General features: G+C 58.4%; 16 protein-coding genes. 9 read left to right on the top strand and 7 right to left on the bottom strand.

The genetic code is table 11. The features are described 5' to 3' along the window. The first annotated feature begins 95 nt into the window (after nucleotides 1-95). Nucleotides 96-1,769: an AMP-binding protein gene (locus tag NA78x_RS27505; protein ID WP_425615577.1), complete on the top strand. Its 1,674-nt coding sequence runs from the start codon at nucleotides 96-98 to the stop codon at nucleotides 1,767-1,769. A 100-nt stretch (nucleotides 1,770-1,869) separates the two neighbouring features. Here the strand turns inward: NA78x_RS27505 and NA78x_RS27500 are convergent, their stop codons facing one another. Then, nucleotides 1,870-2,088 carry a hypothetical protein gene (locus tag NA78x_RS27500; RefSeq protein WP_425615576.1) on the bottom strand — a complete coding sequence of 73 codons (219 nt, stop codon included), beginning with the start codon at nucleotides 2,086-2,088 and terminating at the stop codon, nucleotides 1,870-1,872. Nucleotides 2,089-2,227: 139 nt separating this feature from the next. Between NA78x_RS27500 and NA78x_RS27495 the strand changes: the two genes are divergently transcribed. The 3 genes from NA78x_RS27495 to NA78x_RS27485 all read left to right on the top strand — a co-directional run bounded on the left by NA78x_RS27495 (nucleotide 2,228) and on the right by NA78x_RS27485 (nucleotide 5,251). Then, complete coding sequence (locus NA78x_RS27495; protein ID WP_425615575.1) at nucleotides 2,228-2,458, top strand: DUF6980 family protein; 231 nt, start codon at nucleotides 2,228-2,230, stop codon at nucleotides 2,456-2,458. Between the two features lie 832 nt (nucleotides 2,459-3,290). Then, complete coding sequence (locus NA78x_RS27490; RefSeq protein ID WP_425615574.1) at nucleotides 3,291-4,628, top strand: hypothetical protein; 1,338 nt, start codon at nucleotides 3,291-3,293, stop codon at nucleotides 4,626-4,628. Nucleotides 4,629-5,098: 470 nt separating this feature from the next. Beyond that, nucleotides 5,099-5,251: a hypothetical protein gene (locus NA78x_RS27485; RefSeq protein WP_425615573.1), complete on the top strand. Its 153-nt coding sequence runs from the start codon at nucleotides 5,099-5,101 to the stop codon at nucleotides 5,249-5,251. Nucleotides 5,252-5,557: 306 nt separating this feature from the next. On the opposite strand, the gene NA78x_RS27480 is transcribed toward NA78x_RS27485, so the two are convergent. The 4 genes from NA78x_RS27480 to NA78x_RS27465 form a co-directional block, all read right to left on the bottom strand. Next, the gene (locus NA78x_RS27480; protein WP_425615572.1) at nucleotides 5,558-5,860 is read right to left on the bottom strand and encodes a hypothetical protein; all 303 of its coding nucleotides are present in this window, start codon (nucleotides 5,858-5,860) and stop codon (nucleotides 5,558-5,560) included. 1,243 nt (nucleotides 5,861-7,103) lie between these two features. Beyond that, nucleotides 7,104-8,138: a flagellar motor switch protein FliM gene (fliM, locus tag NA78x_RS27475; protein WP_425615571.1), complete on the bottom strand. Its 1,035-nt coding sequence runs from the start codon at nucleotides 8,136-8,138 to the stop codon at nucleotides 7,104-7,106. 110 nt (nucleotides 8,139-8,248) lie between these two features. After that, on the bottom strand, nucleotides 8,249-9,523 hold the full coding sequence (locus tag NA78x_RS27470) for a glutamate-5-semialdehyde dehydrogenase (protein WP_425615570.1): 1,275 nt from the start codon (nucleotides 9,521-9,523) through the stop codon (nucleotides 8,249-8,251). Nucleotides 9,524-9,623: 100 nt separating this feature from the next. Then, nucleotides 9,624-10,019 carry a Rieske (2Fe-2S) protein gene (locus NA78x_RS27465; protein WP_425619482.1) on the bottom strand — a complete coding sequence of 132 codons (396 nt, stop codon included), beginning with the start codon at nucleotides 10,017-10,019 and terminating at the stop codon, nucleotides 9,624-9,626. A gap of 78 nt (nucleotides 10,020-10,097) precedes the next feature. Between NA78x_RS27465 and NA78x_RS27460 the strand changes: the two genes are divergently transcribed. From NA78x_RS27460 to NA78x_RS27440, 5 genes are all read left to right on the top strand, one after another. Beyond that, nucleotides 10,098-12,944, top strand: coding sequence for a tetratricopeptide repeat protein (locus NA78x_RS27460; RefSeq protein WP_425615569.1), 2,847 nt, complete (start codon nucleotides 10,098-10,100; stop codon nucleotides 12,942-12,944). After that, complete coding sequence (locus tag NA78x_RS27455; protein ID WP_425615568.1) at nucleotides 12,941-13,267, top strand: MazG nucleotide pyrophosphohydrolase domain-containing protein; 327 nt, start codon at nucleotides 12,941-12,943, stop codon at nucleotides 13,265-13,267. Before NA78x_RS27460 ends, NA78x_RS27455 begins: the two co-directional genes overlap by 4 nt. Nucleotides 13,268-13,436: 169 nt before the next feature. After that, nucleotides 13,437-14,150 carry a hypothetical protein gene (locus NA78x_RS27450; protein WP_425615567.1) on the top strand — a complete coding sequence of 238 codons (714 nt, stop codon included), beginning with the start codon at nucleotides 13,437-13,439 and terminating at the stop codon, nucleotides 14,148-14,150. Between the two features lie 622 nt (nucleotides 14,151-14,772). Then, a complete protein-coding gene (locus NA78x_RS27445) occupies nucleotides 14,773-16,224 on the top strand; it encodes an NADH:flavin oxidoreductase (RefSeq protein WP_425615566.1) in 1,452 nt (483 codons plus the stop codon). Nucleotides 16,225-16,303: 79 nt separating this feature from the next. Next, the gene (locus NA78x_RS27440; RefSeq protein WP_425615565.1) at nucleotides 16,304-16,702 is read left to right on the top strand and encodes a DUF4345 family protein; all 399 of its coding nucleotides are present in this window, start codon (nucleotides 16,304-16,306) and stop codon (nucleotides 16,700-16,702) included. Nucleotides 16,703-16,796: 94 nt separating this feature from the next. On the opposite strand, the gene NA78x_RS27435 is transcribed toward NA78x_RS27440, so the two are convergent. Beyond that, nucleotides 16,797-17,984 (bottom strand): hypothetical protein, encoded by a 1,188-nt coding sequence (locus tag NA78x_RS27435; RefSeq protein WP_425615564.1) that lies wholly within the window; start codon nucleotides 17,982-17,984, stop codon nucleotides 16,797-16,799. Nucleotides 17,985-18,197: 213 nt separating this feature from the next. Then, nucleotides 18,198-20,456, bottom strand: coding sequence for a hypothetical protein (locus NA78x_RS27430; protein WP_425615563.1), 2,259 nt, complete (start codon nucleotides 20,454-20,456; stop codon nucleotides 18,198-18,200). Nucleotides 20,457-20,508: the final 52 nt, after the last annotated feature.

Genomic DNA, 20,508 nt, shown 5'->3' with positions numbered 1-20,508 from the left:
GGCATTTCCTCCCTCGCTGACACATCGGGCTACCTAAAAATTGCGAACTACGAACTTCCAACTACGAACCTTCCTCTCCCTCCCGAGGTAAGCCAATGGCGGTGGCTGATACTCCCTGGGTCGATGGCCTGACGATGGGGCAAGTGCTGCGCGAAACGGCGCGCAAGTTCCCCACGCACGACGCGGTCGTCTTCCCGCAACTCAATCGCCGCTGGACCTGGCAGCAGTTCGATGCCGATGTCGATCGCACGGCCCGCGGTCTTATCGCCCTCGGCATTCAGCACGGCGAACATCTGGCCCTCTGGGCGACCAACGTGCCCGAATGGCTGTTGCTGCAGTTCGCCACGGCCCGCATCGGCGTGGTGCTGGTGAACATCAATCCGGCGTATCGGCCGTTTGAACTGGAGTACGTCCTGAAGCAGAGCGATTCCGTCGCCCTGATGCTCGTGGAGAAGTTCAAAACCTCCGACTACTTCGCCATGCTGGGCGAAATCTGTCCGGAACTGGCCACGACGAAGGATGGTCTCCTGAGCAGCGAGAAGTTTCCTAAGCTGCGCCGCGTGGTCGCCCTCTGCCCTGCTCCCTCCGGTTCGATGCTTACTTGGCCAGCCCTCATGACGCTGGCTGACCAGGTGTCCCCTGAAAAACTGGCCGAGCGCGAACAGGCCGTGAATTGCGATCAGGCGATCAACATTCAGTACACTTCCGGCACAACGGGTTTTCCCAAGGCGGCGATGCTCAGCCATCGCAACTTGCTGCTGAACGCGTACTACGTGGGCCATTGCCAGCGATTGACGGAGCGCGACAGGCTCTGCATTCCCGTGCCGTTCTATCATTGCTTCGGCTGCGTTCTCGGCACACTGGGCTGCGTCGTGCATGGCTCGGCGATGATCATCCCCGCCGAGTACTTCCAACCAGCAGCCACGCTCGAAGCGATGGAAAAAGAACGAGCCACCGCCGTATACGGCGTGCCGACGATGTTCATTGCACAGCTGCAATGCCCCACGGCCGAAGGTCGCGATTTGACGTCGCTACGCACCGGCATCATGTCTGGCAGTCCCTGCCCGATCGAAGTGATGAAGCAAGTGAGTGCCAAGTTCGGTGTACCGGAACTCACCATCGCCTATGGCCAAACCGAAGCTTCGCCGGTAATCACGCAAACGCGCTGCGACGACGATGTCACCCTGCGCGTCGAGACCGTCGGTCGTCCGCTCCCAGGCTGGAGCGTTAAGATCGTCAATCCGGAAAATGGCGAGCAATTGCCCGACAATCAGCAGGGCGAACTGTGTGCCCGCGGTCACGGCGTCATGCTGGGTTACTATCGCAATCCGGAAGCGACAGCGGCGGCCATCGATGCCGACGGCTGGCTCCACACGGGCGATCTCGCCGTCCGCTTGCCCAACGGTTACTACAAAATCACCGGTCGGCTGAAGGATCTCGTCATCCGCGGCGGCGAGAACATCTACCCGCGCGAGATCGAAGAGTTTCTCTTCACCCACCCCGCCGTCGAACAGGCCGCGGTCGTGGGCGTGCCCGATCCCAAGTACACCGAAGAGCTTTGTGCCTGGATCAAACTGCGGGCCGGCCAAACGGCCACCGAAGACGAGATTCGCCAGTACTGCAAAGCCAAACTGGCCCACTACAAAACACCCCGCTACGTCCGCTTCGTCGACTCCTTCCCCCAAACCGTCACCGGCAAGATTCAAAAATTCCGCATCCGCGAAATCATGAAGGAAGAACTCGGGCTGAAAGAGCAGGACATGGCGTGAACTGCCTTCTCTCCTGGTGGCACGGGTAGTACTCTACCCGTGTTTGTTGGACATCGGAGCCAACGATGATTCACAATGGCTGCCAGCCAACGAGCCATTTTCAATCGCCGTTGTTGCTCAGCCCCTGATTAAGAATGGCTCGTAGGCAAACTGCGGCGGTAATGTTGTCGCTTACTGCATTGCTGACGATCACGGGTAGAGTACTACCCATGCCACCCGCCCGTTCGGTGCTCAATGCCAAATGCTTGGCGCGTAACTTGTCACGCATTCGCTCCAAGAGCTTCGGGCCGGGCTTGACTGGAGTCGTTTCTTTAGCCACCGAACACCTCCCGCTCCGTCGCAAGCTTGGAAGATTCTGAAGGAAATGATTGACTTCTATTTCCCGTTCGACAGAATAAAACTCCTGTTATCAAGAATCAAGCCTCGTGGCGATTCTGTAGAATAAGAAGTTATCCCTCATGGAGCACTGCTGCGAAAAACTACGCCAGGCAGTCGAGCGACGGTGCGACGAGCACCCCGATCGCTCCGACTGCCCGGACTGCTTGATCGAGTACTGGCCGCGGTTTCGGGAGTACGGCATCATCATTCACGATGGCGGCTCGTCGGTTATGCGAATCGAGTTCTGCCCATGGTGCGGCTCGCGACTCCCGGAGAGTCTACGCGACAAAGTGCTCGCGGATGAGGGATAATCCAACACTGCACTGGACCGGGGCCGCGATGGTCCTTGTGATTCGAACGCTGGTCGTCGGCCCCGGCCAGTGAATGTCGGTCCGTTATGTCGCACAGGAAGCTCGGCTGGGTTGCACAGTCGAAATGGGACCAGTTTTGGGTGCCACTGGCTCGGCCAGTGCTCTGAGTTGCGAATCGACTTGGCTAACTTCAGATCGGTTCAAGGGCTATTTTACCACAGGGTGAACTTGCTACCGATTCGTTGCTTTGATCGGACAATGGCTGAACCGCACCGCAAACCAGCACACTGACTTATCAGTTTTGGCCAAAACAGCAACCGACTGGTAGCATTCCTGCACCCCTTTGGCAAAATGGCACCTGAGCCGCCATCTGTCGGACTGAACCTCGCTCCGCATCAGGCACTGACGGAGTCAGTGGCACCCAAAAAACCACAGTGCCCACCGCCGCGCGGCACCCTCGCTTGTCGCCACCCTTATCCGGTACGTTGCGCTGATTAAGAATGGCTCGTAGGCGAACTGCGGCGGTAATATTGTCGCCTACTGCATTGCTGACGATCACGGGTAGGGTACTACCCATGCCCACCCAGAGAGGGCGAATGACCACGCATGCCACCCGCCGACAACTTCTGTCATCACCCCATAGGTCATCTGCCATTTAAGCTACCTGCCAGCGTTCTTTGCCAAACTTTGGGAGGGGTAGTTGCTTGCCTCCCCCAATCCGTACATCTTATTGGGGAATGCGGACAGCCGCCGCCTGCCATCCGTGGTGCCCGCTCTTCCTAGGGAGCACTGTGCTCCATTTGGCCCTCTCTGTTAATAAGAAGGAACGCTGATGTTTTCGTGGCTAAAAAGCAGCAAGAAGCAAGTTGGTCGCACTCCTAAGCGCCGTCGCACCCTCCGCCTCGAAGGACTGGAAAACCGCTCGCTGTTGGCAGGCGTGGTCGATGTCTCGGTCCTGGGTGGGATGCTCTACTTGCAAGGAGACGGTTTGTCCAACGGTGTGTCGGTCGTGGGGACAGGCATTCCCGGCGAGTTCGCCGTCCTCGGTTTCGACAATGTCGTGGGCGTGGGGACTGGACCGGACACTTCGGCACCAACTCTGCTGCGCAAGGGGAGCGAGCCTCTCACCGACGCGATTCTGGTCACCGGTGTCACCAGCATTTATGCCAACTTGGGGAATGGCAACGACCAGTTCGTTGTCAAAGCCGATCCGGAGCCTGCGCCCGTGGGTGGCCCGCCGCGCAGTGCCGGCAATATTCGCGGCCGCTTGCTTTCGAACGGCGGCTTCATCCCTGTCGAGTACAGTACGACCCTGCTGAACGAATATGCCGCGAACACCTTCGCTACGCCGGTCGCAGCTCCGCCAGCGGGTTCGGCAACAGCGCTCGCAGGAAGCATTACCGTACTGGCTGGCAATGGCAATGACGCGGTCGCCCTGCTGGTAACAACCCCCAGCGTAATCTCGGTCGATACTGGCAGCGGCAACGACTACGTCGTGGTCGAATCGTCCTCGACAGCCAATCTGGCAATCAATACGGGCGCTACTGATACAGCCACTCAGGGTTCCGATCGCGTGCGCGTGCGTGGCACCACCATTACCGCGGCGCTGGGCGTGAACACGTATGGCGGCAACGACTTCGTGGATGTGATCAGCACAACCGTTCCCACGATCGCAATCAACACCGGCGAGAACGGCGGGACGAGGCCAGTTGATCTTGCTGGCAACTTCGATGAAGTCGTCCGCATCAATGTCGTCACTAGCCAAACGGTCGCGATCAATACGAATGGCGGCGACGATCTGGTGCAGGTCTTGAATTCACCGTTGCTCGGGTCCGTGGCGGCCAATACCGGTGACGGTGACGATGCAATCCAGGTCATCGCGGTGGCGATTGCGCAATCCCTCACGTTGACCTCCGGCGCAGGTGCCGACATCATCCAGATCGTTGCGGCTACCGTCGGCGGCAATGCCTTCATCGACACCGGGTTCGGTGAGGACTTGCTGCAAATGGTCGCCGTGAATGTCCTGTACTCGCTAAGCGTGCTACTGGGCGATGGTAATGACACCGCCCAACTCACCACCGTTTCCGCTGGCTACGGCTATGTGTATGGCCAAACCGGAACGGATACCTTCGTGGACGGCGGCACTACAGGCATTGTCTTCGTGCAATAGCTCTCGCTCGGCAACCAAGCTCACCGCGCACGATCGCGGTGAGCCCTAGTGTGGTGCTGAAGCGGGCAGCTGAAAATTCGGGTAGCCGCAACGAAGTTGTTCAGCTCCCATGCCACTTGCACGTCCGACCCTTTTCATAGAAATGGCACCCAGAAAAATCACAGTGCTACCCGGCCTAGGACTTTACTCTTTCAGGCTATTTGCAGCCCTGGGAACATGAATACACTCGTATGGATACGGCAATGATTGATGATGATTTAATAAGATTTACAAGCTATCCATTAATGTACATAAGCAGGAGGTCATTCAGCGATGCCGTATGTTTCCTTAATGGGTTTGACTACGGTTGTCGTGGCTTGGCGTTCGTTGGTTTTAAAGAATTTCTTGCGACGCGGCTGGGTTATGTTTCCTCGTCCCATTGGTCGGAGTTAGTCATTCAACTCGCTCTTCGATCTCGGGGAGTGCAAGAGATGTCATTAAATGACCCAGAGCAAGAAGAGTACTTAACGCGATTCCTGAACGGCGTCATCTCTGAGTTTGCTATGTTGCGAAAGTCCGAGAACGGGCTCACGACTATCTTCGTCGCGTATCACGAAGGTGTGCTAGGCAAACTGGCTGACTAGGGGCCCCCTGCGCCAAAACTTAGCGACGGGTGGCATGGGTTCTACCCATGTCCTCCCTTGTCTTCTGAAGTAAGGTTGCTCGCCAGCCAAGGCAAAACTCAACTCGATTTCACCAGCAACTGCAGCGCGGCGTTACCTCAGAACGGTTTGAGCTCCACCAAAACTGGCACGCGACGTTGCGCGAGAACTGCTGTCAGACATGGGTAAAACCCATGCCACCCAGAGATGGCGAATGACCCCGGATGCCACCCCACCGCCTCAGTGGCTATGGCTGGTTGCTTCTTTTGTGCAATGCACTGCCATCGACTACTCATGGTCTCCACCCTTGCCAAGAACTGTGAGAGGATACGGACCTGCACTCAGTTGTGCGATTCCTTCACCTGATACTTTCAATTCCCCGGTCATACCCTCGGAAAGTTCGTCCAGTGAATGACCGTAAGCGACGATTCGAATCACCGTCAAATTGACTCCATTGTTCAACGTCTTCGAATCGGAGTATTTCACGTCTGTGAAACAACTGCCAACATGAATAGTTCCCTCATGGACCCGCCCGCAAATCAATGCACCACCATCCGTAGACTCGACGCTATCAAGTTCAAAACGAATCATTTCGAAGCCTCTTCTATGAACTGCTTTATCTGCTGTGGTGTCATTCTCGGCGAGTTTCGGAGAAAGTCATCGGCATTTGTAAGCGTGGGCGGCGTGTGGCATGGGTTCTACCCATGTCCTTCTCAGTCTTCTGAGGTAAGGATCCTTGCCAGCCAAGGCAAAACTCAACTCGATTGCACCAGCAACTGGAGCGCCGCGTTACCTCAGAACGGTTTGAACTCCACCAAAACTGGCACGCGACGTTGCGCGAGAACTGCCGTCAGACATGGGTAAAACCCATGCCACCCAGAGATGGCGAATGACCCCGGATGCCACCCCACCGAGGGTGGGTCTTGGCGAATGTCTACGGCGGAAAGTATTGTTACTAACTGTTGACTTTGTGTCAATGATGTTTTAAGGTTTTCTGGCAGCCAGGGGCGGAGCCGAGGAGGGCGAAGTCTCTCCTGCCTGACTGCCGACGAGATCGTCAGGCACAAAGTGCCTGGATTTACTGGCTGAGGTAGTAGCCGATCCTTCGCTGGATGTCAGGCCTTCGCAGTTGGTTAACCCACGCGCTTGCGCGGGCGACCTGTGAACTAACTGAACTGGCAGTTCAACGGCCGCCAGCGGCTCGGTTCACCAAGGAAGGGCTGCCTGACAAAGGTCGCTGGTCGGACTTCTAGTCGGATCGTTAACCCACCCGGTTAGGGCCTGTTCAGGCTACGGTTTGAACAGTTGGAGACTGGTTATCAAACCGTTATCAGGAAACGGTCGATAGGAGGGGTGTTGTTAACGCAACTACTTGGAAAAACGGTGTTTATGGCGAAGTGTTGTGTTTGATTTTTCGCGCAAAAAGTTATCAAAATCGACGATGGGCAGGGCTGACGATGGACTGTTCAGCTGAGCAGACCGAGTGCGGCCCATGGCCAGCGGAAGACCCTCGCTGACGCGTCGGGCTACGTGGGGGAAGAGGTGGGCGGATTGCTAACCCACCCGCTTAGGGCCTGTTCAGCCCGCGGTTCGAACAGGGTGGAAACTGGTTATCAAACGGTTATCAGGAAACGGTCGATATCGAGAATTGTTTTATCGCAACTACTTGTAGCGAAGGTGTTTATGGCGAAGTGTTGTGTTTGATTTTTCGCACAAAAAGTTATCAAAGCCGGTGATCAGCAGGGCTGATGAGGGACTGTTCAGCTGGGCAGGCAGAGTGCGGCCATGGCCAGCGGAAGACCCTCGCTGACGCGTCGGGCTACTTGGGGAGGAGCTACTTCTTCTCGGGCGGAAGGGTGGCTTCGATGCGAATGGCTTTTTGGCCTTTGAAGGCACCGGGGCTGGCGTGGAACTTGGTGACGTCTTGGACGGCGACTTGCAGCGGGGAGCGAATGTCGTGATCGGTGGTGATGATGTCGCCGACGCGGAGGCCGATAAGGTCTTCGGTCGTAATGCGGGTCTCGGCCATCGTCACGACGACGTCGACCAGCGAGCGATCGATCTGCCGGCTGATTTGGGCGACGGAGGCCGGCGTGACGCCTTGCTTGCCATAGCTGGCCCAGCTGTTGGAGGTGAGCTTGCTGCCGATGCGTTCGATCGAATTATACGGGATGCACAAGTTGATCATGCCGCGCGTGTCGCCCAGCATGAGTTCGAAACTGATGAGCACCACGACTTCGTTCGGCGGCACGATCTGCACGAGCTGCGGGTTGCTCTCGACGCGCTCGACGGACAGCTTGAGCGCGAGGACGTTTTCCCAAGCTCGTTTGAGTTCGTTCAAAAAGAGTTGCGTGATGCGAGAGACGAGGCGGAGTTCGATTTCGGTCAGTGGCCGCCGGGCGATCGGGCCTGCTTCTTTGCCGCCGCCAAGCAGCCGGTCGATGATCGGGTAGAGGATCGACGGGTTGATATCGAGGATGAGGTTCCCTTCGAGCGGATCGGCCCGGAGGACGTTGAAGTACGTGGGATTTTCGAGGCTGAAGACGAATTCGCTGTAGGTGAGTTGATCGACGCTGGTGAGTTTGACATCGACGATGCTGCGCAACAGGGCCGACATTGCTGCGCCAAAGTTGCGGCCGAAGCCTTCGTGCAAAGACTGCAGCGCCCGCATCTGCTCTTTGCCGACGCGCTCGGGGCGTTTGAAGTCGTAGGGGGTGACCTTCTCGCGCGTGCGCGGAGCCTTGGCGATGGTTGCGGCACCCACAGCTGGTGCAGCCACGGCCGGCGCAGCGACCGCGCGGCCGCCACCAGCTTCCATCTGACTGAGCAGGCTTTCGACTTCGGCCTGGCTGAGGACTTCATCTGCCACTGCTGATCACTCCGTTGATCGTTCTTAAGTAGCCCGACGCGTTAGCGAGGGGAAATTGAAACTGACGTCTGTCGGCACTTCTCCCTCGCTAACGCGTCGGGCTACTTTAGTCACTCCCGAATTTGTCCGTCGCCGTAACACACATACTTGTACGTTGTCAGTTCCTTCAGCCCGCAAGGTCCGCGAGCGTGGAACTTGTCGGTGCTGATGCCGATCTCGGCACCCAGTCCGAATTGAAAACCGTCGTTGAACCGCGTGCTGGCATTGACCATCACGGCCGAGGCATCGACCCGCGCGGTGAACGTGCGGGCCGCGGCCAGGTTGCCGGTAATGATCGCGTCGGTGTGCTTGCTGCCGTAGCGATTGATGTGCTCGATGGCCTCTTCGAGCGAATCGACCACCTTGCACGAAATGATCGGGCCCAGGTATTCCTTGCCGTAATCTTCTTCCGTCGCTGGCGAGGCCTTGGTCAGTTGGCAGGTTGCTTCGTCGCCCCGAATTTCAATTCCCTGAGCCATGAGGGCATTCGCGATGCGCGGCAACATGCTCGCGGCCACGGCGCTGTGGACGAGCAGCGACTCGGCCGCATTGCACACGCCCAGGCGGTGGCACTTCGAATTGACGACGACTCGCTCGGCGATTTCGACGTCGGCGTATTGATCGACATAGACGTGGCAGTTGCCATCAAAGTGCTTGATGACGGGCATCTTCGCTTCGGCGGTCACACGGCGAATCAGCCCTTCGCCGCCGCGCGGAATGGCAACATCGATGTACTGCGGCATGCCCAGGAAGTGACCCACCGCGGTACGGTCAGCGGTCTCCACCAAGTGCAAGGCATCGGCGGGCAAGCCAAAATCGGCAGCACAACTTTTCAGTACGTCGACAATCGCTCGGCTGGAATGAGCGGCTTCTTTGCCACCTCGCAGGATCACGCCGTTGCCACTCTTCAGGCAGATGGCCGCGGCATCGGCAGTGACGTTCGGGCGCGATTCGTAGATGAAGAACACCACGCCCAGCGGGACACGCGTCTTGAGGATTTGCAAGCCATTCGGGCGAATGGTCGACTCCATCACTTCGCCGATGGGATCGGGGAGTGCCGCGACTTCTTCGAGGCCGACAGCGATTTCATCGATCCGCTTGGCATTGAGTCGCAGGCGATCGATGGCGGCATCGGTCAGGCCAAAGCCCGGCGCGGCGGCCAGATCGAGTTCATTGGCCGCGATGATTTCCTTGGCTGCTTTGCGCAGGGCGGCGGCACTTGCGCGGAGCCAGCCATTCTTTTGCGCGCCGGTGCAGACGGCCAGTTCCGCTGCGGCGTGCTTTACACGCTGGGCAGTTTCGAGGCAGTAAGCGGCTAAGTCGGGCGTCGCTAGCACGGCGGACATGACGGGTCTCGTGAGAATGAGTCGAGCAGGAGTATCGAAGTTTCGGAAACAATGGTCAATGCGAGCTTATTGGCCAGCTGTGCTAGCGACGGTTCGCTCGCTAGGTCTTCACGCCCGGCGGTGGAACCTTCGCCGTCACGCGCACCTGCACTTCGTCACCCAGTACACGGGTTTCGAAGGCGTCGATTTTGATCCGGGGGTTATCCATCCAGCGGCCATCTTGAATGCAGAATCGCCAGGCATGCCAGGGGCACGAGACGAGACCTTTCTCGACATAACCACCCGCCAGCGACGCACCCATGTGCGGGCAGAAGTCGTCGATCGCGTGGTAGTTACCGTTCTCGCAAAAGACGGCCACCATCCGGCCGTTCACCGGGTACGCAGTTCCCTGCCCCTCGGGGATCTCGCCCACTTTGGCGACGGTCACAAAGTCGTTCGGCGTTTCGCCGGGCACCGGTTCGCCCGGGGAGCCTGCTGCGGTAGAGTCGCCCGTCATCTCACTCATGTTCGCTTGCTGCAGAATGGTTTAGGCTGAAATGCGGTCATCCGCTGGTCCCAGACATCTGAGAATTGTATGCAACGACTCAGCCGAACCTTCAATTTTACGTTCGCCCGCCTGCTGCCGACAGGTGGGCTGGTTCTGCTGCTCGTCGCCGCTGTTTCGGCCGGCGATCTGGGCGAGGCTCAGAACCTGCTGCTCAAGGGGCGTTACGAAGAGGCTCAAGAGCTATTCGCGGTCGATAAAGACAAGGACGTTGCCGCGGCGATTGGCTTGGCCCGCATCGCCGAACAAACGGGCGAGCGGAAAGACGCAGCGGAAGCACTTGCGGCGGCCACGAAGCAGTTTCCGAAATCGGCTGCAGCTTTCGCGGAGCAAGCTCGCCTGGCGCTCGATCAGGGAGACCTAAAACTCGCAGCAGCGGCGTCGAAGCAAGCGCGGGAACTTGACGATGCTTCCCTCACCGCCCGCTATGTGCAGGCTGAGTTGCTCCGTTTCGAGGGCAAGCTCGACGATGCCCTGCAGGGCTATTTGAAGCTCGTCGCGGTGATGAATCGGCTGCCGAGCGTGAAGGATCCGTACGATCTGCGCATCGTGGGTCTCGCTGCGGCCCGCTATGCCCGCCTGAGTAAGAGCAAGGGAATTTACGAAAAACTGGTGAACGAGTTGCAACCAGCGGCACTCGCGCTGAACGAGAATTTCTGGCCGGTGCATCTCGATGGCACCTTCCTCTTTCAAGAGAAGTACAACGAAGCCGACGCCAACGAGCAACTGCAAGCCGGCCTGGCCATTCATCCCCGCGCGGCGGAACTGCACGCCGCGCAAGCAGCATTGCATCTCGATAAGTTCGATCTGCCGCGAGCCAAAGCGGCGATCGCTCGTGCGCTCACGGCTCGGCCCGATCTGCTGCTGGCCAAGCAACTCGAAGCAGATTGCTACATCGCCGATCAGCAGCCCGCCGCGGCGATTCCTTTGCTCGAAAAAGCCTTGCCGCTGCAGCCTCACTCGCTGGAAATTGAGGGCCGCCTGTTGGCCTGCTATGCCTATGTCGACGGCAAGTTGCTGGGCGGTCCTTCGCCGCGCATGAAGGAACTGCTCGCTCCGCTCAAGGACAATGCCGCTTGTCTCGGCGAAATCTACTACACGGCCGGCGAAGCGTGCGACCGAATGCGGCACTATTCCCTCGCTGGGCATTTCTATCAAGCCGCGTACGAGCAGCTTCCCCAGCAGATTTATGTGCGCGGCAATCTAGGCCTGAACTGCATGAGGCTGGGCGATGAGAAGCAAGCAGCTGAACTGCTGGAAGAGTCCTTCCGCCTCGATCCCTTTAATGTGCGCGTGAAGAACCAACTTGAAGTGCTCGACCTGCTGCAAACTTACGCGGTCCTCGAGACCGACCACTTCATTCTCAAATTCGATCGCGGCGCGAGTGAACTGCTGGCTCGTTATGCGGCCGAAGTGCTGGAGGACGAGATCTATCCGCAAATTACGCAAGCGTTGAACTACGAACCGGCCGAGAAGACGCTGATCGAAATCTTCACGCGTGGCAAGAACACTTCCGGTCATGGCTGGTTCAGTGCTCGTATGGTGGGCTTGCCTTCCATCGGCACCGTCGGTGCCTGCGCAGGGAAGATGGTCGCCATCGTCTCGCCGGAAGAGTTGCCCACCAAGTTCAGCTGGGCCCGTGTGCTGCGGCACGAGTTCGTCCACGTCGTCAATTTGCAGCAGTCGGACTTTCGCATCCCCCATTGGCTCACCGAAGGTCTCGCCGTTCATTTTGAAGAGCAGCGACGACCTGCCGATTGGAACAAACTGCTCGTCAGACGGTCGGACGCCGGCAAGCTCTTCACGCTTGACGATATCACCTTCGGCTTCATCCGGCCGGCGAACCAAGAAGACTGGACGCTCGCCTACTGCCAGTCGGAACTCTATGTCGACTACCTGCTTGAACGCTTTGGCAAAGAAGCTCCGCAAAGGCTGCTCGCGGCAATTGCCAATCGCCAGAGCGTGGCCGAAGCGATCCCGGCGGTCTTGAAAGTCGATCAAGCAGACTTCGAACAGGGTTACTCCGCTTTCGTGAGAAAAATCGTCGACGAGGAACGCGCGCCGCCGACTAGGCATTCGCAGCCACTCGCCAAACTGCAACAAACGGCTGACGAAAACGCAAACGCTGCGGCCTCGCTCGCGCGGGCCTATCTCGAACGGAACAACAAACCGCAAGCTCGTCGCTGGGCGAAGCAATCGCTGGCCAAAGATGCCAAGCAGACCAGTGCCGCCTATGTGCTCGCTCGGCTGGCTCGCGCCGGCGGTGACGATGAAGCGGCTCTCGAATTGCTGCGACCGACGCTGGATCAGCAAGACCTCGACGCCGATACGCTTGTTCTGCTGGCGGAACTACTCACTGCAGCCGGCGATCAACCGGCGCTACTGAAGTGCTACGAACGTGGTCACCAGGCCTTTCCCAAAGACGATCGCTGGCTGAAAGGCCTTGCTTTTACCTATTTGCAACAAAAGGACGACGAGAAGCTTCTGCCCGCCCTAACCGAACTGGCCACACGCGATGCCGACAACGCTACGCTGCGTAAGAAGCTCGCGCAGTTGACGCTTGCCAAGGATCCTGCCGCCAGTTGTCGCTGGGCCATCGACGCGCTCTATCTCAACGTGCGTGATGCCACCTCGCATGCGCTGCGGGCAGCAGCCGAAGCGGCTCTGAAGAAGTACGATGTGGCCGAACGAGAATACACAGCCGCGATCCAACAGGATGGTTCGCAGCCCGCATGGCGCGCGGGTCTCGCGCGCGCTCAGATCGCGCAAAAGAGACTCACTGAGGCGAAAGCGACGATCGCCGAACTGGCAAAGAAAGAGCCTGACTTTCCGCAACTTGCTGAATTGGAACAGAGTTTAGAGGAGGCCCAACCATGAACCCCGTCATTCCCCCGCCGAACATCTCGCTCGGCGATTTGCAGGCGCTCATTCGCGAAATGTACTTTGAAAAAGACCAGGCCCGTGGCATTGAGGGAACCTTTCTCTGGTTCGCCGAAGAAGTAGGCGAACTGGCCACGTCGCTGCGCAGCGGCACGCACGAAGAACGTCTGGGCGAATTTGCCGATGTACTTGCCTGGCTCGCCACCATGGCCAATGTCGCCGGCATCGACCTGAGCGAAGCCATCTCCAAAAAGTACGGCTCCGGCTGCCCCGGCTGCCGCAAGTTCGTCTGCACCTGCCCGGCGAGTGAGAAACCGTAAGTGCTTTTTCCTAAGTAGCCCGACGCGTCAGCGAGGGGATTTTTTCGAGCGGTTCTCCTCGCACATTAAGGCAACATTCGTCGGGGGATCTTCCGGGCGAGGTGAAGATGAACCTTTGCAACAATGTCCCCTCGCTGACGCGTCGGGCTTCGTAGGAGAGGAGTGAGCATTGCCTTCAAACTCCGAACCTCCATTGTCCGCTCAGCCGCATCGCCAAAAGATCCTGTGGCTGCACTGGGTGCTGGCGAATGCGACGGGATTGGGAACGTATGTCGCTGCAGCGCACTTTGCGATTCGAATGCAACGGGAGCCAGGGGATGGTGTACCGATTTGGATCGCTTTGGGGAATCTAACCTCGCTAATCATCTTGTTCGGAGGCGTTGGAGTTGTGGGATTGGTGCAGCGGACGGTACTTCGCGGCGCGGGACTTCAGGCAGACTACTGGGCCTGGATGTTGTATCCCGGATTGGTGGTTGGCGGCGTGTGCGGCTTATTGGGCAACACTCCTGCTTTGCTGCTTTCTATCGTCGTACCGAGGTATGGCGTCGAACTGGCAGTTGTCTGCGGCACCTTCTCGTTTGGTGCCGGTCTTGGATGGATGCAATCGCTGACCGTATTCAACTGGGTTTGGCGGCAAAGATGCTATTGGAGCCTTGCCAGCGGCTTGGGGTTAATGGTCTTAGCCGTCGTGGTGGCCCTGTTCGAAGATCGACTCCTTGGGCCTCACACGTTGCGGACATTTGGTGTTGTTGTGCTCGCGGCGACGGTCGCCGCTGGTCTCTACGGCTCGGTGACGGGAGTGGCGCTCGTCTGGCTGAGACCGAGGGATCCGACTGAAGACTTTCCGCGGGATGATGCGACGAGTGATAATGAATGTAGGTAATATAGATTCACAAATGCTTGACAATGAATCGCGACATGCTGAAAATTACGTGAGTGCAGAACTGACATCGGCGAGGGTGAACTGATGGGGCAGAGCGGGTGCTGCTGCGCGCGGGGAAACTTCTGACTTCTGACTTCTGAGTTGGGGTTCGAGGAGCGGCCGCAAGCGGCTCGGTTAACCTGAGGAGAGGAAGTGAGAAGGGGTGTTGGTTGGCAGTTCAGCCCCTCACCCAACACTCTCCCTGGAGTACCGAGGAGAGGGGGTGAATGCGATAGGGAGGTGGGTGGTGAACAGGGGCTGAACAGGGGCGGAAAGTGGTTATCAAGAAAACGGTGATATTCGCCGATGGCGCGGCGGAGGTTGTTGAGTGGCAACGGGTTGGGTCAAAAAGTTATCAGCAAAATTTCGCGCAAAAAGTTATCAAAAGTGGTTATCAAAGTGAGGGCTTGAACAGGGGGAGGTCAGCAGTGAACAGGGGGCGGCGATGAGCAAAATGACCGGGAAGTGGCCAGTCGTCATTGACGATGTGTCACGCAACTTTCAAAGTACAACCTGCGGCTTCAGGGCCCCGTAACCTCCTGTCTCGAAACTCAGAACTCAAAACTCCGAACTTCCTCTCCCCATGTCCGAATACACCAAAGTTGCCCAGCTTAAATCGGTCGAGACCCTGCGGGCCAGGCTCGCGGAACTCAGCCTGGAGTTGCCCGTTGACGATCAGATTTTGACGGCTGCGGCGGGCTCACCCTTGGCGGAGCAGTTGAAGCTGGGGGCGCTGACGGCAGGGAATCGCTGGTGCATTCATCCGATGGAAGGTTGGGATGCGAATCGCGATGGGAGCCCCAGTCCGCATACGTTGCGGCGATGGAAGCATTTTGGCTTGAGCGGGGCTGGGCTGATTTGGGGTGGCGAAGCAGCAGCCGTGCAGGAAGATGGTCGGGCGAATCCGAATCAGACGTTGGCGGTTGAATCGAATCGCGCGGGGCTAAAGGCCCTGTGGGACGAATTGCAGGCAGGTCACCAGAGTTTAGGGAGTGATGCGCCGCAGATGGTTGCCGGGTTGCAGCTAACGCATTCGGGCCGGTTCTGTCGGCCGAACGATAAGCGACTGGAACCGCGGATTGCCTATCATCACCCGCTGCTGGATGCCAAGTTTGGCATCGATCCGGCGAATCAAAGCGTGGTGTGGACCGATGGCGACTTGGAACGGCTGGTCGACCGGTATGTCGCGGCGGCGAAGTTGGCGCAGGAAGCCGGTTTTCAGTTTGTCGACGTGAAGGCTTGCCACGGTTATCTCCTGCACGAGTTTCTGAGTGCTCGGACTCGGCCGGGGAAGTTCGGCGGCGATCTGGCTGGTCGAGCTCGCCTGCTGCTGACGATTATTGATCGCATTCACAACGAAGTGCCAGGTCTGCCTGTCGTGGTGCGACTGAGCGCTTTCGATACGCTGCCGTACAAGACCAGCCGTGAAGTTGGTCAGCCGATGAGTTACGAGGCGCTACTGCCTTACGGCTTTGGTTTTGGCGTGAGCGAGCAGGATCCATTGCAATACGACCTGCGCGAGCCGATTGAACTGCTGAAGATGCTGCACGCAGCGGGCGTGGTTGCCGTGAACCTGAGTTGTGGCAGTCCGTATTACAATCCGCATATTCAGCGGCCAGCAATCTTTCCGCCGAGCGACGGTTATCTTCCACCAGAAGATCCGCTCGTTGGCTGCGTGCGACAGATTCAGGCGCATCGCGCATTGAAGGCCGCGGTACCCGAGTTGCTGATGGTGGGCACGGCTTACTCTTACCTGCAGGACTACTTGCCACACGTCGCGCAGGCCGTTGTTCGCGCGGGCTGGATCGATGCGGTTGGTCTCGGCCGGATGGTCCTTTCTTATCCGCAGATGCCGCACGATACGCTGCTGCATGGCAAGCTGGAACGGAAGAAAGTCTGTCGCACCTTCAGCGATTGCACTACCGCGCCGCGCAATGGCATTGTCAGTGGCTGCTATCCACTCGACCCGTATTACAAGGCGATGCCCGAGTACGCGACGATGCAGGAACTGAAGAAAGCGATCGCCGCCAGTTGAGCGGCCGTGGGTTGACTATGTAGAAGTCGAGCATAGAGTGCCAAAAGTCTCTAGGCGCGAGTTTGCGAAGGATGTGGCAATGACCGATCAGGCAGTGACGCGAGGTTTTTTGGCAGTGGTGGGAGCGGCGTACATCGCGCTAGCCGCGTGGTGCGCGATCAGCCCGACGCAGACCGCGAACTCTGTGGGCTACACCTTTCGCAGCGGCTCGGGCATGTCGGAATACATGACCGTGTATGGCGGACTGCAGCTGGGGCTGGGGCTGTTCTTTCTGTGGCCCATGCTGCGGCCGGAGCAGTTCTTTACGGTGCTGATGGCTTGCCTGCTGGTGCATGGTTGCATCGTGCTGTTTCGCGTGCCGTCGTTGCTGTTGGTGAGCGGCATCGAACGAACGACGTACTTTTTGGTTGCAACCGAAGTGACAATCTTGGTTCTTTCGTTATGGCGATTCGTCATGACGGGCGAGCGACATTATTAGCAAGCAACGAAAAAACCCCAGCTGCGATGAAGCAACTGGGGTCTTACGAGGTTGGCAGGCATGACAGGTGACTGCCGGATGGCTTCGTTAGCGATTACTGTTCGTACTTGGCGGCATCGATGCTGCTGCTGGCAGGAGCTTCGATCGAGGTTGGCAGCGTGGTTACCAGTTCGCAGTCCATGGTGCTGGCGGTTTTGCCATCAGCCTTGAGGACGTGCAGGGTAGCCTTGCTGGACTTGGTCAAGCCGAGGGCAGGCAGCGTGCAAGTAACCGAGTTGTTGGTCCATTCCTTGATGCTGGCTGGCACGGCGATGTCGCCGAGTTGCAACACCACCTGGCCTTCGCGATCGGACAGATCCTTGCCTTGCAGCGTGACCGTGGCTCCGACGGGGATCTTGGGTAGCTTGACGTCGGTGCTGACGACATCGGTCAGTTCAGCAGGCTTCGCTTCAGCTGGCTTGGTTTCGGCCGAGGTTTGTTCCGTCACAGGCTTGCTGGTATCGACGGGGCCTTGAGCGGCAGCGTCGGCAGGCTTGGCGGCGTCGACGTTCACTTCGTTGTTGACGACGACCACCATCGGATCTGCAACAGGGACTGGAACAGGAACCGGAACTCCAACTGGGTAAGGCTGCGGATAGTAGATCACCGGTGGGCATGGCGGTGGGCAGTAGTTCGGTTGGCACACCGGCAGTGTGAAGCAGAACCCGTGGTTGTGATGATGATTGTGGTGGTTGTGGTGATGTCCGTTTCCGTGGCCATTACCGTGACCGTTGCCCGGGCCATTGCCGCTGCCAGGACCCTTCGGGCCCTTGTTACCGACGATGTCACCGATGCTGATGCCAAGGCCCAGCTTGGGCTTGTTGCTGTTGTTGTTGGAACCGTTCGAGTTGTTCGAACCGATAGTACCGAGGCCAGGAATCTTGATTCCTACACCATTCTTAGTGCTGTTGATGTTGCGAATGATGGGCGAGCCGCTGTTGCCACCGTTTGAACCGCCGATGGGGCCGATTTTGGTGCCCAACTTGGGAGGAACGATGCCGGTGTTACGGGGAACGATCTTATTACCCGAGTTGTTGCCCAGGTTGATGCCGCCAAGGTTGCCGCTGCGGATGACAGCAGGACCGCTCGAACCGCCCGCGGGCTTGAAGCCACCCGACGATGGTTTGAAACCGCCCGAGGAAGGCTTGAAGCCACCGAAACCGCCGGACATCCGGCTGCCGCCCGAGGAGCCGCTGTGGCCGTGACCCGAATGGCCGTTGCCGCCAGCGTAAGCCGAACCCATTGTGCTACCAGCACTTATAGCAATCGCGAAAGCAGCCGCGAATTTCCAGTTGCGAAACATTTTTCGACCCTTTTTGGCCTAGTTGAGAAGAGAAGTGACTTGGACACTTCTGCTAGGCGTGGGGTCGGGCGGAATGTTACAGAGGAATTCAAAGGCAGAACGAAGAATGCAGATTGCAGAATGAAAGACCGGATTTGGGAAAAGTCGCTGGGCCTACGACTCGTCCCCGCCAAGGCCCAGTTTCGAGAGCCAGCGGCCACCGCCGCTGCCCTTCTTCTTGTCGGTCGAGGGAGACTCTTTGATGCCCGGCATCTTTGACTTTTCTTGCTCGAAGGTGCGGAGCTTTTCTTCCATGGTGGAGCGCTCGCGAGCCAGCTTGGCCCGCTCGACGCTGATATCGATCTCGGCCCGCTTGAGCTGCTCCTGCAGTTGTTCTTGCATCTGCTTGAGGCTGGCTCGTTCCTGCTGGATGAGTTCATCGCCATCAAGCATGCCGGCGATGGCGGCCGCCCCTACGGCCAGGCCGCCGATGTTGCTGGACTGGTCTTCGAGCAGCTTGCGGAGTTCGATCAGTTCCTTTTCCTTGTCGGCAATGATCTGGTCCGTCATGCGGATCGTGCCTTCGATCGTCAGCTTATCGGCCTGGGCCTTCTCGTCGGCCTCGTCGTCGGAGTCGGCCTCGAGCTTGGCGAGCAACTGCTGCTTGCGAGATTCCCAGTCCATAGCATTCGAAGCCGCAGCACCTGTGGCAGCAGCTTTACCGGCGGCGGTCTTGGCTTTGGCGAGTTGGTCATTAAGCTCGGCGTTCTTGGTCTTGAGCTCGCGGACATCTTGCACGGCCATCTCGAAGCGGCGGCGGAGATCGTCCATGTCCTGAGCATTGCCTGCTGAGTCGGCCTGCTTCTGGGCAAAAGCCAAAGCAGTCTCAAGTTGCTTCTTCTCGGCCTGCAAGCGTTCCAGATCAGCGGACACGTCTGGTTGCTGTTGGGAAAGTGCCCGAGCTTCCATCAGCTGAGCTTCGAGGCGAGCCCGCTCGGCTTGCCATTCTTCGCTGGCCGCACTGTGATCGGTGAACTGCTGCTGGCTGGCTCGCTCGCGCAGTTGTTGCAACTCGGCGACAAGGGCGGCTCGCTCTTGCATCTGCTCGTCGAGACGAATCTGCAGCTTGGTCCGCTCGTCTTCCCACTGCTTGAACTGCCGCTGTGCAGACTCTGATTGACCGGCACCGGACTGCTGCATCTCGTTGCGCAGTTCGAGCAATCGCTGGGCCGCTTCTTGCTGCGAAGCTTCGAGATCGCTTTGCAGCCTGGTCGATTGAGCTTGGGCGGTGGTGAGATCAAAACGAACGCGTTCGAGTTCTGTCTGCAGATCGGTACGGATTTTCTCGGCTTGCAGCGAAGCTTGCTGGCGGAGCGATTCTCGCTGGCGATCGGCCGTTTCGCGTTCCTGCGTCAGCATGTCTCGATACCGCTGCGATTCGCCGCTGGCGACCTGCTGCTGCATTTCGGCTTGGCGCAAGGCGTCAGTCAGGCGGCGAATCTCGGACTGCGATTGATCGAGTGTGGGCTGCTGCTGTGCGAGTTTGGCGCGCAGTTCTTCGTGCTGCTGATCGCGAAGTGTCGCCTCCTCCTGCAGGCGGTCAAACCGACCTTGCAACTCGGTGAGTCGCAGTTGCAGCTGCAGTTCCTGGCCTTGAGCGCTTGAGAGAATTTCGCTGCGATGTAACTCGATCTCGGCGGTGAGTTCTTTCTTGCGAGCGCGCAGTTGCTGGGCTACGTGCCGTCTTTGCTTTTGAGATTCGCGGTCTCGGTCGGCAAGCGCATTCAAATCACGCGTGAGTTGATCGCGCTGCTTCTGCAGACTTAACTGCTCGGTCAGTTGGTTGCTATGTTGTGCTTCGAAATCGGCCCGCTGCTGCGCGAGTTGCTGCTCGGCTTGCTGCACGACCAGGCGCTGCTGTTCGAGCTGCGCGAACTGAACTTCCAACTCCGACTGGCGAGTCGCCAGAGCCTGCTCTCGCTGGGTGAGCGTCTGCTGTTGTTCAGTCAGCCGCTGAGCTTGCTCGGCCAGCTTGGTTTGACGATCGGCATGCTCGAGCGAACGGGTTTGCAGTTCGGCGGCAAAGCGCTGATGGTCGGCAGCGGTCTGCAGTTGGGTCGTTTCCCAGGCCTGCCGTTGTAATGCCAGCTGCTGCTGTTGTTCGGTTAGAGCCAGACGAGTGGCTTCGAGTTCCGCTTGCCGAGCATCGTGCTGAAATTGATCGGCGACCAACTGCTGATGGTCGAGTGCTTGAGCGGAAAGTTCGCCCGACAGCTGCTGCAGGCTTTGATCGAGCAGCGTTTCCAGGTTGCGGATGCGGTCGCGTTGCTCTTCGAGCGCAGCCTGCGCGTGAGCCCGGCGCTCATCAAACCGGCGCGCAAGGGTCGCATGCCATTGCTCGGCGGAGGCGACATCAAGAGCCTGGTCGTCCATGGTGTGCATTGCGACGTGAGGGGTAACTGCGGGGCGATAATCGCTGCTCGGA

The sequence above is a fragment of the Anatilimnocola aquadivae genome (assembly GCF_049819085.1).
GTDB lineage: Bacteria > Planctomycetota > Planctomycetia > Pirellulales > Pirellulaceae > Anatilimnocola.
This window is presented reverse-complemented; position numbering and strand designations above follow the sequence as displayed.

Coding starts and splice junctions, on each gene's coding strand:
- NA78x_RS27505 (WP_425615577.1), top strand. CDS start 96: ATGGCGGTGGCTGATACTCCCTGGGTCGATGGCCTGACGATGGGGCAA.
- NA78x_RS27495 (WP_425615575.1), top strand. CDS start 2,228: ATGGAGCACTGCTGCGAAAAACTACGCCAGGCAGTCGAGCGACGGTGC.
- NA78x_RS27490 (WP_425615574.1), top strand. CDS start 3,291: ATGTTTTCGTGGCTAAAAAGCAGCAAGAAGCAAGTTGGTCGCACTCCT.
- NA78x_RS27485 (WP_425615573.1), top strand. CDS start 5,099: ATGTCATTAAATGACCCAGAGCAAGAAGAGTACTTAACGCGATTCCTG.
- NA78x_RS27480 (WP_425615572.1), bottom strand. CDS start 5,860: ATGATTCGTTTTGAACTTGATAGCGTCGAGTCTACGGATGGTGGTGCA.
- NA78x_RS27470 (WP_425615570.1), bottom strand. CDS start 9,523: ATGTCCGCCGTGCTAGCGACGCCCGACTTAGCCGCTTACTGCCTCGAA.
- NA78x_RS27465 (WP_425619482.1), bottom strand. CDS start 10,019: ATGACGGGCGACTCTACCGCAGCAGGCTCCCCGGGCGAACCGGTGCCC.
- NA78x_RS27460 (WP_425615569.1), top strand. CDS start 10,098: ATGCAACGACTCAGCCGAACCTTCAATTTTACGTTCGCCCGCCTGCTG.
- NA78x_RS27455 (WP_425615568.1), top strand. CDS start 12,941: ATGAACCCCGTCATTCCCCCGCCGAACATCTCGCTCGGCGATTTGCAG.
- NA78x_RS27445 (WP_425615566.1), top strand. CDS start 14,773: ATGTCCGAATACACCAAAGTTGCCCAGCTTAAATCGGTCGAGACCCTG.
- NA78x_RS27440 (WP_425615565.1), top strand. CDS start 16,304: ATGACCGATCAGGCAGTGACGCGAGGTTTTTTGGCAGTGGTGGGAGCG.
- NA78x_RS27435 (WP_425615564.1), bottom strand. CDS start 17,984: ATGGGTTCGGCTTACGCTGGCGGCAACGGCCATTCGGGTCACGGCCAC.
- NA78x_RS27430 (WP_425615563.1), bottom strand. CDS start 20,456: ATGGACGACCAGGCTCTTGATGTCGCCTCCGCCGAGCAATGGCATGCG.